Genomic DNA, 14,117 nt, shown 5'->3' on the forward strand with positions numbered 1-14,117 from the left:
GCGCAACAGCCGAGTAGAAGAAGACCTGATCGACCAGTTGTTTAATTCGAGCGAGAAGCGACTCGCGCGCCTTCTCCTTCTGCTGGCGCATTTCGGAAAAGAAGGCAGCCCGCAGCCGATCAATCCAAGTATCAGCCAGGAGACATTGGCAGAGATGATCGGCACCACCCGATCCCGCGTCAGTTTTTTCATGAACAAATTCCGCAAACTGGGGCTCATCAGCTACAACGGAAAAATTGAAGTCCATAATTCGCTATTGAGCGCGGTTTTGCACGACAAACCCGAGATAAAGCGGGATGAGTCAACCGGCAAAGAGTAGCCTTCATTTGATCACGTCATGTGCGACGAATTCCTGCGTGTTCGGCCTTTTCTTAAGCCCCCTTCGCTTCATGGTCGCGGTCATCTTCAAAGGTCGGTACGGAACCATGAGCGCCTCACGCGGCGTTTTGTGAAGGTGTTGGTCGAAGACCAGGACCGATTGCTGGACCAGAAGAAAGTCTTGGCCGAAGAGCTGCAACATCGAGTGCGTAACAATCTGCAGCTCGTCTATGGGATGCTGAGCAAGCAACTGGACGACACCGCGGACAAGGCCGGACAGCGGGGTATCAAGGCGATTGCGCGCCGGGTTTCCACTCTGGCGCAAGTATATGACCATTTGCTCGGCGCCGAGATGACGCGAACGTCCGATTTCGGCAGCTATGTCAAATCGCTTTGCCTCCACCTCGCAGAGATACAGGAAGCACCGGAGGGTATTGGTTTGGGAGGAGAGCCAATCATGTTGCTTTCCTCAAATAAGCGAGAGCGCCACACGCCCGGTCACGGGCGATTGCCTGACGGCTTTGATCGCGCTGGACCAGGATGGTCTTTAAATTTCCGATTCGCTGCTCAATATTGCTCTGTCTGGCAAATCAAACCCGGACTTGCCCCCGATTTCAGGACGCCGGGACCCATCGTCGCATCGGTCTATTGGATCCATGGCAACCCGACAGGGTTGTGCAAAAAGCTTCGGATGGGCAGCGTGGACTACGGCCATAGAACTATGGCGAGGTCGGGCGGAGAAATCCGACAACCTTGGTAACCCGTACGCTGAAAAGATGCTGCAGCGTCGTTCCCAGCCGATTCACGAATGATTGAGAAGCAAGGAATGCGCGGCGCGCGATACTTCGACGTTAGCCGTCGTTACAATCGAGGCAGAACATGGAACACATCTATCATATCGACGACGACGTCCTCCACCAGTTTCAAGGACCGCAAGGCCGTGAAGCTGTCGAGCCAAGTCACGTCTATACAATCCTCGCACTCCTGCCTGTAGAGGCGGACGGGCGCCCCCGGTACCGCATCAAGAGCAAGGACGAGAATTTCGAACGGGTTGTGGCTGAGGATTTGCTGAGCCGTTCCAACTTGGCCGGCCGCCCTCCAATGTAATCCGGAATCTATATTCTTTGGAATGCTCGCGGCGGCGCTCACCTCGCTCTCGTATCTGCCGCAGCTCCAGAAAGCGATGCCGCGAAACTCCACGTCGGATCCTGCTAACGTGCGGCGTTGTGGAATATCCTGGCAAAGAAAAAGCCCCGCCGCTTCGCGGGGGCTTTTCCGAAAGCTCTCGACTTCGGCTTCGCCGGCTGCGCGATGCAACCTGTCAGCATTCTCATGATGTCCGGCAGCCTCGCGCAGCGCTCGCCGGGAATATCCAACGCCAGCAACTGCGAATTCGGCCTGAGTTACGCAGCCTCGCTCCACTGCGCCTTCACATCTTTCGACGCCTTGTTGAGATGGACGTGCTGGTCGACATGGTCGACCCATCCCACAGGAATGAGATGGTGTTTCCCGTCGGGAGCATCGCTCTTTGTCAGCTTGATCTTGTCCTTGCCATCGAGATGATCGACATTGCCGATCTTTTGTCCGTCCGAGGCGATCACGTCCATATGTTCCTTGATCTGAGATGCAGAGGTCATGATTCTTTTCTCCCTTGTGATCTATTTCAGAACGCACAGTCGGATGAAAGGTTCATCAAAAACTCATGCGGCCTTGGCTCTGCCCCCGCGCTTTTGCGTCTTTGAGTCGGTTAATGGCGATTTCGCGCGGGACGTCAGCGCGGCTACGCCGAGGCGAGAACGCCAGCCCAGGTTATCGTGCTACCGATCAAACGCGGACGACGATGCTTTCGGTCGCGGCGCACATCGGGCAAACGAAAGTGCGCAAATCGAAGCCGGGCTTATCCTGCTCAAGGAGTGAGAGGATCATCGGAGCGTCGCAGTCCGCGCAAAACGAGCGCCCGCTAGTAGCTTTGCCATGGAAAAACGAGGGAACGGAACGATTGAGCATAACGCTTCCCTTGGTTGGGCGGGAGCGCAACACTCTCAGTCACCGATAGCTGCCGGGACGGGGCGGTGATAACCCAGCATGACGTATCGGATCACGACTCGCTGGTCACTATAGCTCACTCTCGAAGATTTAGAGCTGCCACCAACTGCAGCGGACACACTTCGCCGAGGAACGCTTACGGGTGTCCAAACATTAGCTCAGTTGGAGGTAGCCGATGCCACATTATTATTTCGATATCAAAGACGGCCACAGGCTGGTGGACCCGTCAGGTTTTAACTTCGATGATGATGACGACGCCATCGCGAAGGCAGAGGTGATCGCTATCGGAGTGTCTCTCGACAATCCCGCAGTCGATCCGGAGCGGCACATTGCTGTTCTAAATGGCGCAAGGGAAGAAATTTTCAGGGTGCCGGTTTATTCCAAACCGTCAATGAGCACCACTTAGGCGCTCGCAAGGGCGAGTGCAGTGACGTGCAGATCCACGCAGCGCGCGGCAGCACGACGTGGTCTCTCGCCTTCTCTGATTTGGAAGTTCCATCCCTGGAGGGGCGCAGATGTCCTTTGGGTAATACGTCGCAATTTCTGCGTGCCTCAGCCATTGCCTGCATTGTGCCACGCAAAAGGATTGCAAGCGTGTGTGTCCGGAACCTCTCACGCGATTCGCGCGTTCGCTTACGGACACTGGAGGTGACCATGCCCTTTTCTATGACCACATATTTTGCCGGAGTCGGAACGGTTGTAGGTGCGCTCGCTCTCGGCTTCGGCAGCGGGATCGTCCTGACAAACACGGCTATTAAAGATACCCCGGCGGGGCCGACGAGAATTGAGCGTGTTATGCGTTCGGAGCCTATCTCCGGGCCCAAGGTAGTTGAGGCTAAGGCGATTCCCACGCCCACTGTAGACCCGGCGCCAACGGTCAAGCCAGCGCTTGAGCCAGTTCCAGTGGTCCAGCCGCTGCCGGTCGTCGCAGAAAGTCCAAAAGAAACTCAGCCTGCGAAGGAAGTGGAACAGCCAAAGCAACTCGAGTCGGCGAAGCAGTCGGAACAAAAGGATGCCGAGCCAAGGAAAGCGGCAGAGCGCAAGATTGATCGCCAGAAGCGCTATGCCGAGCGAAAGGCCAGGGAGGTCGCGACTGCCAGAATGAAGCAGCAGCCATTGCAGGAACAGGGAGAACCTGCAAAGGCTGAGATGGCATATGATCGGGTTGAAGAACCTCACTTCAACCTCTTCGAGAGCCTAAGTACCCCGCTGGATCGTCCGAGCGACGTAGCACCGGTAGATCGCAGAGATTGACGCTGAGGCCGATCAGGCCGTTCCTCCTTAAGCCGTTTTTGTATTGCGATGCGTTGTGGAACTTTTGTTCCACCAGGAATTTGTTCTTGTGCGGTGATTAACTGCCGAAGAATTTGGAGACTGAGATGTCGATAGGCACAATCGTTCTAATCATACTAGTCATCGCTTTACTTGGCGGCTTCAGCGGAATTGGCGGCGGCCCGTTCTATGGTACTGGCTATTATGGCGGCGGCGGCCTCGGCTTGGTGGTCGTCATTCTCATAATCCTATTGCTAATGGGTCGACTATAGTTACTCCAAAGGAAAATCGTCGTTAGACCGCTCATCGTTCTTACCGCCGCTTCCGAGGCGAAGGGATGTAAGCGCGATCGTTGGTGACATCTCCGGCAACAAAGCGGGACGCAGCGCTACAAGCCGGCTGCCTCAACTCGCTCGAAGGTAGCGTGCAGATCCGGGGCATCCGAGCGAAACCCGGAACGATTCCGGCGTCTGGGTATTGCCTTCCCAGAGCTTAACAACGATCGGAGCAAGCAATGATTAAGTATGCCGTAGTGATCGCCGCCGTCGCTGGAATTGTCAGTGCAATGCCTGCTGGAGCGGAAGAGGTAGGGGTTGGTGTCGGCCCTGTTGGCGTAACGGTTGGTGAGGGTCACGGAGATCGTGACAGGGACCGCGACCGTGATGTCATCCGCGACCGTGATCATGGGGACCGTGACAAAACCGTCATCATTAAGAAGGGCGATCACGACAGAGATGTTGACCACGACCGCCGACCTGTTGTTATCGACAAACAGTAATCGGATTTTTAACGGCCTCCATAATGGAGGCCGTTTGTTTTTGCACGGAAAATGCCAGCGGACCTGGTTCAAAGCTTGGTCTCTTCGCGTTCCGCTGGGCCATCATCGAAGCGGCTTTTCTCGCGTTCGGAGAAGAAACCCTTGGTCGCTGCCTCACCGCCAACGGAGCGTCCCTCATTGACGCCCGTCCCGGACGATTGCCCGCCGGAGCAACATTCCGTGGTGACGGATGCCGAGGCGGATATGCCGCTGCCATCCAATCCGCAGACATTCTTTCTTGGTGGCATTTTCGCGTTGAGCGTCTTTGCGACGCTCTACCTGGCAAGCCCGATCATCCTTCCCGTCGTGCTCGCCTTCGTGTTGAAACTCCTTCTGCAACCGGCTGTGCGTCTCCTGCAGCGTGTGCATCTGCCCCGCGCTATCGGAGCGCTCTTGACCGTACTCTTGGCGATTGGCACGCTCGTGGGTGTTGTAGCAGGCTTGTCAGTGCCCGCCGCGAATTGGGCGACGAAGTTGCCAGAGGGCATACCTCGCTTGGAAGCCCACCTGGTGGTTCTAAAAAATCCCATCATGGCGTTGCAAAAGGTCATTCAACAGGCCGAGGAAGTCGCGGACAATCCTGCACAGAAAGGTTCCAGCATAGCGGTTCGTCCTGATCTCGGCCTATCAGGCGCGCTGTTCACTGGAACGCGCGCAGTCCTCGGTGGCCTGTTTACGACTGTCCTGGTGCTCTACTTCCTGTTGGTGGCGGGCGATATATTCCTTCGACGCATCGTTGAAATTTTGCCGACGTTCAGCAACAAGCGACAAGCCGTCGATATCTCTCAGCAGATCCAGGAGGACATATCGGCCTATCTGATGACGATCACTGCCATGAACGCCGCTGTGGGACTCGCCACCGCGGTCGCCATGTATCTTTGTGGACTTGGTGACCCGTTGTTGTGGGGCGCCTCAGCCTTCCTACTCAATTACATTCCAATTTTGGGTCCGCTGCTTGGGATCGTAATATTCCTCCTCGCCGGAATGCTGAGTTTCGATAGCTTATGGGGGGCTTTGCTGCCGCCGGCGCTCTACTTCGGACTCCACCTCCTCGAAGGTGAAGCACTGACACCCATGCTGCTTGCGCGACGCTTCACGCTGAACCCCGTTCTAGTCATCTTGTCGCTGGTGTTCTGGTTCTGGATGTGGGGTGTCCTTGGCGCGATTTTGGCCGTTCCATTGCTGGCCATCCTCAAGATCATCTGCGATAGATTACGGCCGCTAAGGGCCCTGGGGCATTTTCTCGAAGGGGAATAGCGGAATTGGCCTCTCGCTTGTAGATCCCGTAGCTGCGGAAGCGCTCGTAGCGGCTCGTATTGCATCGCATGCGGACATGCGCCCGCCGAACAGAATGAAAGTCCGCTTCGGAGTATAAACATCGTGTAACTCGCAAACCGCTAATTGAAGTTTGAGCCATGAATTCCTCCGAGACTGAGCTCAACAAAACACCCGATAACGTCCGAATATTTTGTTGCGGCTGGTCGGACCCAGGCTGGTCACGGGGGCCGCCGACGACGATCCGTCCGGCATCGCGACTTATTCCCAAGCCGGTGCGCAATTTGGTTATGGTCTGCTGTGGACGGGTTTTCTGACGACACCGTTCATGATCGCAATCCAGCTTGTCAGCGCTCAAATCGGCCGGGTGACGGGAAAAGGTATCATCGCCAACGTAAAAGACTTCGCTCCGCGCTGGCTGGTCATATCTCTCGTATCCATGCTGGTGATGGCCAACACGTTCAACATCGCGGCGGATATCGCTGCGATGGGCGAAGCGCTCTCGCTCGTAATCGGTGGCCTTAGCTGACAAAGAGATCGCGTACGTGATCGCTATGGTTGAACTCCGATTGTAACAGTTCGATCGGGCATCGAACAATGCCACCCTCGAATTGCACGAGACATCGATTGAAGGAGACCCGGCTGTACATCGCCGCGAACAGGCCGAATGCGCCTTCGCGCCCGATGTGTGCGGTCTCAACCGCCGAGCCGTTCTCCAGAACGGTCAATAGTGAGAGGACGGCGCCCTGCGGAAAATAGGCGTGCTTGAGAAGCCCTCCCGCATCGCAAACGACCTCACCAAGCTCGAGTACGACCGGCTCCAAGTGGGGCTCGATCCGCGCGCGGCTGTCAGCCTCCATCGCGGTGAGCAACCGATTGCCCCGCGTCTCACCTGTTTGACCTTTGAACATAACTGTCAACGGTAACTCCATTGAGTCATGGTCGGTGTACCCGATGTACCCGAAATGAAATGCGAGTCTGTATAAAATTGACCATCTTTTCGCTGCCGTGGCCCACTCGGAGCGACCGCCTCGGCGACGGTGGGGGCGATGCCGCTCACCTGGTATCCGTGAGAATTTCGATCATCGTACACCGATTGCGATTTCGCGGCGGCACAGATTGGGCAATGCTCGGTTAGACTTTGCTCGTTGACTCATCCCGATCTATCTGGGGTTTCTCATGCAAAACCGCATTTAGCAGCGAATTATGGACTTCTATTTTTCCGTTGTAGCTGATGAGTCCTAGTTTGCGGAATTTGTTCATGAAAAAACTAACGCGGGATCGGGTCGTTCCAATCATCTCTGCCAATGTTTCCTGACTGATATCCACCAAAATAGGCTGCGGGCTGCCTTCCTTTCCGAAATGGGCGAGCAGAAGGAGAAGGCGCGCGAGTCGCCTCTCGCTCGAATTAAACAATTGGTCGATCAAGTCTTCTTCAATCCGACTGTTCCTTGTCAAGAGATACGCCATGAACAGCTCGGAAAATCTTGTTTCCTCGTGAAGGACGGCAATCATCGCTTCCTTCGTTATCGAGGTGATCACGCATTCTTCCATCGCCGTTGTGGTCGCGATGCGTAAGCCAAGCAACATCGTTGTCGGCGCGTCGATCCCCGTCTTCGCCCTCGCGCCAGTCCAGGCACTTTTTAAGCACCTCTGAGAGCCAACTGCGATTGCCGTCCGGCGGCATCGCTGTGAATGCTGGTCGAAAACTGACCCTCGTCGGCGCCGTGTTAACACCCTCTAGCTCATTGATTTCACTGAGGGGAGTTTTCGGGACCCGTGCCGATCGTAGACGGGACCCCCGCGCCGAAACACACGTGGCCGATCAACACCCCGACGATCTGCGGCTCAAAGGCTATGAATGCTCCTTAGGCACCCCGTCGTGGCTCTGTAGCCTGTCGCCGTCGTTTTTCTTTTCGGACCCTTCTTCGCCAGTTTTGACTGTTTTCCCGGACATGTTGCCGGGATTGTAATGGTATTTCCCAGGAGCATTTTCGCCCGGCTGCTTCTCATTCGGATTTTTATTGTTCGGCATGGGACACTCCTATGAACTCTGTAGGACAAGACCTCGAACGGTGTTAAGTTCCGTCGCGTTAAATTCAAACCGCGCCGGTCAGTTCGCGAAGCGAGCCGACGATCTGAGCGGCATGGCTTAGGCAGGAAGTGACTGCCGAGCGGCAAATCTTCTTTGCCAATGTTGAGCAGTCCCGAGGTGGCTGCAATTTTGATCGCCGGCCAGCGGCTCCTAATGGCGGCGGCCGCTTGAGACCATCCATGGAATCCGGCTTTTGAACACGGTCAAGATGACCGTGATGTTCAAGCGACGATCAGGAATTGCGGATCCGGCAAAAGCTCAGGGATGTACGGTTACGGTGATACGCGTCGTGAGCCATTGTGCTGAGCGAAAGCACGGGTGATTTCGGCCCCCATTAGAATGATCTGTGAGGAATAATAGACCCAGATCAACACCACGATGATTGAAGCTGCTGCTCCGTAGGTCGATTCCAGTCCCTGCTTTCCAATATAAAAGCCAATCGCAAATTTACCGATCTCGAAGAAAGTCGTCGTCAGGATTGCTCCGAGCCAGACATCGTACCAATCGATTAGCGTATCAGGCAGCCATTTGAACATCATCGCAAAAAGCAGGGTGATGACCGCAAACGAGACGACCAGGTTGGTGAGATGAAGAACCCACTCGTCGACATAAACAGCCGCATGCTTGCCGATGGCTGCAAGCGCTGTTGTTACCAACAGGGAGACCAAGAGCAAGAAGCCCAGCGCGAGGACTCCGGCGAATGACAGGACGTAGCTCCGAACATAGTACCAAAGACCACTTCCGGAGGTTTGGCGCACTTCCCAGACCGTATTTAGCGCATCCTTCAACTGGACGACGACGCCTATGGCGGAAAACAGCAACGTCCCGGTGCCGAGCAACGTAGCCATAAGGCCCGCTCTGGGTCTGCTGGCATCGATCAACATCGCCTGGATGGCATTGGCGCCGGTTTCGCCCAGCAAGTCTTTGATGGACATCGCGACTTGTCCGCCGACCGCATCGCGGCCAAATAAGAAGCCCGCAATCGCGATCCCTATGACGATCAGCGGACCAATTGAGAAGACGTAATAATAGGCGAGTGCGGCACCTTGACGCGAATTCTTGTGAGCCGACCAACTTTTAGCGGCCTCTTTTAGGACACCCCACAGCACCGGCGTCTATCCTCGGATCATGGAAAGAGATGATGAGGGAGGGTGGACAAATCAGTGTCGTCCTTATTTGAGTGTCGCCTCGGCTTCCAATTCGACCGCCCGAGCGATTATCCGCTCTGAGCTTAGGGGGTCGGCAAGCTGCCTTGCCAACTCTCGATATTTGGCCGCTTGTTTTTTAAGTTCTTCGCGCGTTTCCATTTGGAGCGAACCGTTTCGACCGGAAATGGTTCATCTAAAGCAGCAGGCATGGTCAATTTGTCGCTACCCAAGCTTCCCAACTAGATTTTGATGGTGCACGTCCAAGGTTCCATGAGTCGTTGAGACCGCTTCGCCGATCGCCTTCAAAGCAGAGCTGAATGATCCTTCGGCAACATGTAGATCCGCGCCTGCCAAGGGTGTGCCGGTTTCTGTTCCCAGCAGCGCTAGGATGATGCGTCCATCAGGATTCTTTTTACTTAGTCGGCGAACAGCGTATTGAATCTTGGCGCTCGACGGCCGTTCGACGTAACAGATGCAGACTAGTGAAGTGTCGGCCAATCCAGCGAAAAGAAGCGTGACATCGATAGAGCGTCAGCCTTCTCCGCGACTGCGCCAAATCCACGACGCCTGAGCATTTGAGCAAGAACCAGCGCTGCTGCCTCGTCGAGCTTGCTCGATCCCGGAACGCAAAGGACGGCGCGCGGCGATTTCCATTCGTTCGGCATCGGAGTGGTCTGTTCGTCGGCATGTTCGATCGCAGCAAGCGCGCCGAGATTACCGCCGCTGTCGGACTCTACACCCGTCGTCTCAACATCGTCGTGCGCGTCCAGATCATTCGTCAATTCCGCTACGGTGGCTAAAATTCGATCCAGTCTTTCGTGATCAAGGAGACCTAACCGGCTGTCGGCTGCGGCGAGCCTCAATCCATTCAGTAAAATCGAATCATAGTAGTCTTCAAGCGAGGCATCCTTTAGAAATGCTCGCGCCTGTTCTGCGGCTTCAATAGGGTCGCCGGCGAGCATGCGCTGGTAGACGAGCTGTGGTGGCGTCAGCGGTGGCTGGTCACCAAGCATGATGTCCATGAACTGAAGGCGGTCGACATGCCGGCCGACAAGACGACCGTCGGGACCAATAACGGCGCGGCTACCACTGACGCAAATCGGCCGAACCGACCGGTGCGCGCGACCGATGAAAAGTGGTATCCCGATCACGCCGTCTACAATGCGACCAAGGATCAGCTGAAAGCGATGCCACAGTTCAAGTACAACTAATCAAGCGGACTTGCCGGCGCCAGTTTGACCGCGATGACGGCGTTGCCGTTTTCGAACTCGATGGGCTTGCCCCCCGAACTTCACGGACATCACGACCTTCCGGACTAACAGTCGGTCAGCCCAGCTACCCGACGGCCAGAAACATGCCCTGGAAGCCGGTGAACTTGTAAAATCTAGTGATCTTAAAGCGGCATTGCGGCAGTCTTTACCACAGCCGGTGCAGACGCATTGTTCGTTGATCGATATTCGATGAACAGTTGACCTGCAACTAACATCACTGCCGCGAAAGCTAAAGCGAGCATTGCAGATGCCAACTGAGGAACCTCGTTCATAGTGCGTCGTTCCTGTCGCTTCGTGCCGGTTTATTGAACTATCGAGTCGACGATTCGTTTCCATCAATTCCTGGAAGTTCTGTTCCACGCTTTGAAGCAGCAATGAAAAAAGGGCCCGATTGAGGGCCCCTTTCCATTAGTCACGGTCGTGATGGATTAGCCCTACAGCGAATTTACCCTGATCGCTTGGGAGCGGGATGACAAGATACCCACCAAACTGTCGCCCTCGACATCGTGCGTAGTCCGTCACCGGGCGAGCAGGGAAGGGTACTGCCACGCGCATGTCCAGGCGATCATTGTGGCCATCGACCAATATGCCGAAACAGCGCTTCAGCCTCGATCACGATTGCCGGAATTTTCGTCTGCCCAAGCTGAATGAAGGCTTCGACGCGACCTTGTCCGCAAACGAGATCGTAGCTCGCTGAATCGGTCTCTGCTTTTCTGGGGCTTACCGTAATCGGTCTCTTCAGGCCCACACTCGCAATGCTTTGCACGATCTCTTGGAAGTTTCGTCGGTTCCGAACCCTGGGATTTAAATAACGAATCTGATCAATGGGAATGTTCTTGATCTGCTTCGTTGCAGATTTGCGCTTTGAGGTACTCATGCTGCCTCCCGGAACGTGCTTCTGGCCGCCATCGAATAGAAAAAATCGAGCGAATCGAATCGATATGCGTCTAACGAAAGGGCATTGTCTTCTGCTAGGCGGAGTCGATTGGTATTCATGTCGATGCTGGGAAAGATATAATAGTCTTGGGGCCGCTCGTTTGAGCGGTCCATGCGGACAGCAATTGTAATGTCAGGCACCATGCCGGTATCGAATCGAAGGCGCCAACGCAGCGAGCCATTTTGACTCTCGAAAGAGCGCGCAATCACCAGCGAAGCAGTGAACTCATCATTGATAAATAGGAGCTCACTGACCGGGTCGCAGAAAAGGTGGCCACCGGCATTCTGGAGCTCCGCAGTCACTTCGGCCAGGAGTTTCGGATAAGATTGACGAAGGGTTCTGTTTATCTCAACATATCGGTAATCTCGATCCGGCAAATAACCGATCATCGTATAAGCCCGCAGCAGACTTCCAAATCGCGACCGATACATGCTTGACGAGGACATGTTGTCTCGCTCGTCAATGACGTGACCGGAAAGTGAACCCTCCTCTTCAAGTACCGCTTGCAGCAACGCGAGCAGTTCCGCATCGGAATAATGATTGTCGCGCTGATCGATTATTGTTCGCGCGCGGTCGAATAGCGCCTGATCTACTATTGAAGGAAAGGCTCCCTCCGCGCGAACCCAGGTTTCAACTCGTATTCTGTTATGCGTGATCTTCCCCGGACAGCCTTGCCGCCTGCGGGGAGAGGGAGCGCAAGGCGCATCGCGATCGCGTCGTCAGCCCTCGAATTTGAACGATATCTTGAGCTTGGCGCGGTAGGCCTCGACCTTGCCTGCGGCATCCAGTTGCAGGTCGAGCAGGACGACTTCAGCGACACGAAGATCCCGAAGGGACTTGCCGGCCCTGTCGACCGCCGCCGCGGCGGCCTTTTCCCAGGAGTCCTTGCTGGTACCGATCAACTCGATGACCTTGTAGACGCTTTCAGGCATGTCGTCCTCCCGTTCGGTGTGAGGCAGGACGCAGGTGGTCCTGCGGCCGGGAAGCCTAACACCGGGATATCGGCGCTGAAAGGATGCGGCGCACCATGCCGCTGCCTCCCGTGCGCGACGCGCCGTATGCGGTCATTTGAAGATCAGGTCTAACTCACGCGGGCACCTTACGTCGAATATTTGAACTCAGGCAACGCCTTCAGCTCATCCTTGGTCGCGTTGAACAGCGCATGATCCGGATACCAGGGATCGGGCTTCGAAGCCGTCGCCGTGGCCGGTGCGGTATTCGTGGGCGCAGCACCCGTGGTCGTCGATGTCGCCGGCCGGCTGCCCGGGGCGGGGGCATTCGACGCACCGGTGTAGGCGACCGGCTCGTTGACGAATTTGATCTTGTCAAAGGCCACGGCGACCAGATGTTCGCCGACGCCGAGGAAACCGCCGACGCCGATCACCACCGCCTTGATGTTCCCGTTCTTGTCGGTCAGGAGATCGTTGATCGAGCCGACGCTCTCATTCTTGTCGTTGTAGACGTTGAGGCCGACAATCTTCGAAGTGCGCCAGTCACCCTGGAACGAGGAATCCGATGCCGCCGCCGGCGCCATGTTGGCGCGATCGGTGGTGGTCGTCGGAGTCTGCGCAAACGCAACGGTCGCAAGTAACGCGGACGCGGCCAAGCCAGCCGTCATATATTTTGCTGACATGTGGTTTCTCCCTGATATGAAATTGATGGGGAGGAAACACGCCACTCCGCCAGCTGTTCCAGGCGGCCGGACAGATTTTCAGCGGCCCGCGCGACTCGCGGTTGGCGGGTTCCCCTGAAACGCCGCCGTTCGCTCGCGCGGCAGGCCGACAGCGGCATGGCTGCTCTGCGCAATTTTCAAAGTGCGGTCAGAACCCGCCCCAGTACGGCGCTATTCCGTAATAGCGATGCAGCTCCGCTTCCTGCGAACGATCGCCCCAGTCGAAATCCTTGTCGGCGCGGAACGACGGCGCGCGCCGGAGCTCGTCATCGTCGATATCGAGCTGGTAGGCCTCGATCCCCCGGTTGTAGGTTGGGCGCGCCCACGGCAGCGGAAGCAGGTTGGCTCGCATGCCGAGGAACCCGCCGAAACTGAGGATCGCGTAGGATACCTTGCCGCTGATCTTGTCGATCATCAGCCACTCGATGTGGCCGATCCGGTCGCCGTTCGGCCGTCGCACCGCGGTACCTTCGATCCGGTCGCTCGCGATCAGCTGGTGCGGTTTTGTCATGACATCGGTCATCATCCCCTCCTGTTGGGTTGATGAATCCGGACCACCGTGATGCCCGCGTAGGAGCGGCGCGGGCCGTTTTCAATCCATTCAGGGGTGGCGATCGGCTTGCCGCATTGGGCGCAGGGATTTTCGTGGGGCAAATAGCCGAAATTCATTCTGGCCATGGCGCGTCTCCCCTTTGATTTTTGCCGGATGAAAGCGAATTGGACAGGATTGCTGTCGCGCTGGGGCCGTTTCTTTTGGCCGCCATGACCGCTCCTCGTTCCCGGATGATGCCATGGCGCTGATCTAGCAATGCGTCCCGCAACCGGCTCATTTGGCTGGGGGGAGCCAACAAAGGGACGGCCCCTAGGTTCAAACAAATTGGGTCGCTCACCGCATCGTCCGGATCTGCCACGCGGTGACTCCAAGGAACGCCGCTGGTGCGTTCTTGCTCGGGAAGCTGTCCGGGGGACTGCCAACGCGGAAAACGAAGTCGGTAGCTGGCAAGGATGCCTCGTCAAACGTATTTGTGATCGGGACGGTCGCCCCAGGCCGTACAATCGCTCACAATGAAGCAAAAGCTTACAGGCTACTGTCCACTCTGATAGAGGCCTGCGCCTCTCAGCGGCGCGGGTTGGCTATCTCGAACGAGGAGCAATCCGATGTGTGACTATAGTCTCCACGCTGTAGAAACGCGCCCCGCCCAAGTTGGAGAGACGCTAATTACCACGACGTTCCGCGGGACTTCGACTCGCGGTTTCGCATCCGAA

Annotated in this window: 20 protein-coding genes and 2 pseudogenes; 9 read left to right on the forward strand and 13 right to left on the reverse strand. The window is 56.2% G+C overall.

The genetic code is table 11. The features are described 5' to 3' along the window. On the forward strand, nucleotides 1-319 hold a 319-nt coding region (locus E8A46_RS02530), incomplete at its 5' end, for a helix-turn-helix domain-containing protein (RefSeq protein ID WP_291556992.1). A 135-nt stretch (nucleotides 320-454) separates the two neighbouring features. Next, nucleotides 455-1,078 (forward strand): histidine kinase dimerization/phosphoacceptor domain -containing protein, encoded by a 624-nt coding sequence (locus tag E8A46_RS02535; protein WP_291556996.1) that lies wholly within the window; start codon nucleotides 455-457, stop codon nucleotides 1,076-1,078. 101 nt (nucleotides 1,079-1,179) lie between these two features. Here the strand turns inward: E8A46_RS02535 and E8A46_RS02540 are convergent, their stop codons facing one another. Together E8A46_RS02540 and E8A46_RS02545 are read right to left on the reverse strand one after the other, a co-directional pair. Beyond that, nucleotides 1,180-1,635 carry a hypothetical protein gene (locus E8A46_RS02540; RefSeq protein ID WP_291556998.1) on the reverse strand — a complete coding sequence of 152 codons (456 nt, stop codon included), beginning with the start codon at nucleotides 1,633-1,635 and terminating at the stop codon, nucleotides 1,180-1,182. 86 nt (nucleotides 1,636-1,721) lie between these two features. After that, on the reverse strand, nucleotides 1,722-1,955 hold the full coding sequence (locus tag E8A46_RS02545) for a DUF2171 domain-containing protein (RefSeq protein ID WP_291557000.1): 234 nt from the start codon (nucleotides 1,953-1,955) through the stop codon (nucleotides 1,722-1,724). A gap of 584 nt (nucleotides 1,956-2,539) precedes the next feature. On the opposite strand from E8A46_RS02545, the gene E8A46_RS02550 reads away from it, so the two are divergent. The 6 genes and pseudogenes from E8A46_RS02550 to E8A46_RS02575 form a co-directional block, all read left to right on the forward strand. Then, nucleotides 2,540-2,770 (forward strand): hypothetical protein, encoded by a 231-nt coding sequence (locus E8A46_RS02550; RefSeq protein WP_291557003.1) that lies wholly within the window; start codon nucleotides 2,540-2,542, stop codon nucleotides 2,768-2,770. Nucleotides 2,771-3,018: 248 nt separating this feature from the next. After that, nucleotides 3,019-3,618, forward strand: coding sequence for a hypothetical protein (locus tag E8A46_RS02555; protein ID WP_291557006.1), 600 nt, complete (start codon nucleotides 3,019-3,021; stop codon nucleotides 3,616-3,618). Between the two features lie 125 nt (nucleotides 3,619-3,743). Then, the gene (locus E8A46_RS02560) at nucleotides 3,744-3,908 is read left to right on the forward strand and encodes a DUF3309 family protein (RefSeq protein WP_291557008.1); all 165 of its coding nucleotides are present in this window, start codon (nucleotides 3,744-3,746) and stop codon (nucleotides 3,906-3,908) included. A gap of 242 nt (nucleotides 3,909-4,150) precedes the next feature. Further along, on the forward strand, nucleotides 4,151-4,414 hold the full coding sequence (locus tag E8A46_RS02565) for a hypothetical protein (RefSeq protein ID WP_291557011.1): 264 nt from the start codon (nucleotides 4,151-4,153) through the stop codon (nucleotides 4,412-4,414). A 141-nt stretch (nucleotides 4,415-4,555) separates the two neighbouring features. Then, nucleotides 4,556-5,710 carry an AI-2E family transporter gene (locus tag E8A46_RS02570; RefSeq protein ID WP_291557013.1) on the forward strand — a complete coding sequence of 385 codons (1,155 nt, stop codon included), beginning with the start codon at nucleotides 4,556-4,558 and terminating at the stop codon, nucleotides 5,708-5,710. Nucleotides 5,711-5,918: 208 nt separating this feature from the next. Then, a pseudogene (locus E8A46_RS02575) lies at nucleotides 5,919-6,254 on the forward strand (divalent metal cation transporter); the annotation flags it as partial. Here E8A46_RS02575 and E8A46_RS02580 read toward each other — a convergent pair. From E8A46_RS02580 to E8A46_RS02600, 5 genes and pseudogenes are all read right to left on the reverse strand, one after another. Continuing rightward, nucleotides 6,250-6,648, reverse strand: a complete 399-nt coding sequence (locus E8A46_RS02580) for a hypothetical protein (RefSeq protein WP_291557018.1) — start codon at nucleotides 6,646-6,648, stop codon at nucleotides 6,250-6,252. The pseudogene E8A46_RS02575 and the gene E8A46_RS02580 overlap by 5 nt on opposite strands. Nucleotides 6,649-6,862: 214 nt before the next feature. Then, a pseudogene (locus E8A46_RS02585) lies at nucleotides 6,863-7,306 on the reverse strand (helix-turn-helix domain-containing protein); the annotation flags it as partial. A 277-nt stretch (nucleotides 7,307-7,583) separates the two neighbouring features. Next, entirely contained in the window at nucleotides 7,584-7,763 is a 180-nt protein-coding gene (locus E8A46_RS02590; protein WP_291557021.1) for a hypothetical protein, read from the reverse strand. 332 nt (nucleotides 7,764-8,095) lie between these two features. Further along, nucleotides 8,096-8,932 (reverse strand): YihY/virulence factor BrkB family protein, encoded by an 837-nt coding sequence (locus tag E8A46_RS02595; RefSeq protein ID WP_291557024.1) that lies wholly within the window; start codon nucleotides 8,930-8,932, stop codon nucleotides 8,096-8,098. A 518-nt stretch (nucleotides 8,933-9,450) separates the two neighbouring features. After that, nucleotides 9,451-9,993, reverse strand: a complete 543-nt coding sequence (locus E8A46_RS02600; protein WP_291557026.1) for a hypothetical protein — start codon at nucleotides 9,991-9,993, stop codon at nucleotides 9,451-9,453. Between the two features lie 18 nt (nucleotides 9,994-10,011). Between E8A46_RS02600 and E8A46_RS02605 the strand changes: the two genes are divergently transcribed. Continuing rightward, nucleotides 10,012-10,182: a hypothetical protein gene (locus E8A46_RS02605; RefSeq protein ID WP_291557029.1), complete on the forward strand. Its 171-nt coding sequence runs from the start codon at nucleotides 10,012-10,014 to the stop codon at nucleotides 10,180-10,182. Between the two features lie 625 nt (nucleotides 10,183-10,807). Here E8A46_RS02605 and E8A46_RS02610 read toward each other — a convergent pair. The 6 genes from E8A46_RS02610 to E8A46_RS02635 form a co-directional block, all read right to left on the reverse strand. Further along, nucleotides 10,808-11,119: a ParB N-terminal domain-containing protein gene (locus tag E8A46_RS02610; RefSeq protein WP_291557032.1), complete on the reverse strand. Its 312-nt coding sequence runs from the start codon at nucleotides 11,117-11,119 to the stop codon at nucleotides 10,808-10,810. After that, a complete protein-coding gene (locus tag E8A46_RS02615) occupies nucleotides 11,116-11,568 on the reverse strand; it encodes a hypothetical protein (protein WP_291557035.1) in 453 nt (150 codons plus the stop codon). The genes E8A46_RS02610 and E8A46_RS02615 overlap by 4 nt, the downstream gene beginning before the upstream one ends. A 330-nt stretch (nucleotides 11,569-11,898) precedes the next feature. After that, nucleotides 11,899-12,111 (reverse strand): dodecin family protein, encoded by a 213-nt coding sequence (locus E8A46_RS02620; protein ID WP_291557038.1) that lies wholly within the window; start codon nucleotides 12,109-12,111, stop codon nucleotides 11,899-11,901. A 167-nt stretch (nucleotides 12,112-12,278) separates the two neighbouring features. Further along, nucleotides 12,279-12,812: a PRC-barrel domain-containing protein gene (locus tag E8A46_RS02625; RefSeq protein ID WP_291557041.1), complete on the reverse strand. Its 534-nt coding sequence runs from the start codon at nucleotides 12,810-12,812 to the stop codon at nucleotides 12,279-12,281. 187 nt (nucleotides 12,813-12,999) lie between these two features. Further along, nucleotides 13,000-13,374: a PRC-barrel domain-containing protein gene (locus E8A46_RS02630; protein ID WP_291557044.1), complete on the reverse strand. Its 375-nt coding sequence runs from the start codon at nucleotides 13,372-13,374 to the stop codon at nucleotides 13,000-13,002. Further along, nucleotides 13,374-13,529 carry a hypothetical protein gene (locus E8A46_RS02635; RefSeq protein ID WP_291557046.1) on the reverse strand — a complete coding sequence of 52 codons (156 nt, stop codon included), beginning with the start codon at nucleotides 13,527-13,529 and terminating at the stop codon, nucleotides 13,374-13,376. Before E8A46_RS02635 ends, E8A46_RS02630 begins: the two co-directional genes overlap by 1 nt. Nucleotides 13,530-14,117 lie beyond the last annotated feature (588 nt).

The sequence above is a fragment of the Bradyrhizobium sp. genome (genome assembly GCF_004799445.1).
Lineage (GTDB): Bacteria > Pseudomonadota > Alphaproteobacteria > Rhizobiales > Xanthobacteraceae > Bradyrhizobium.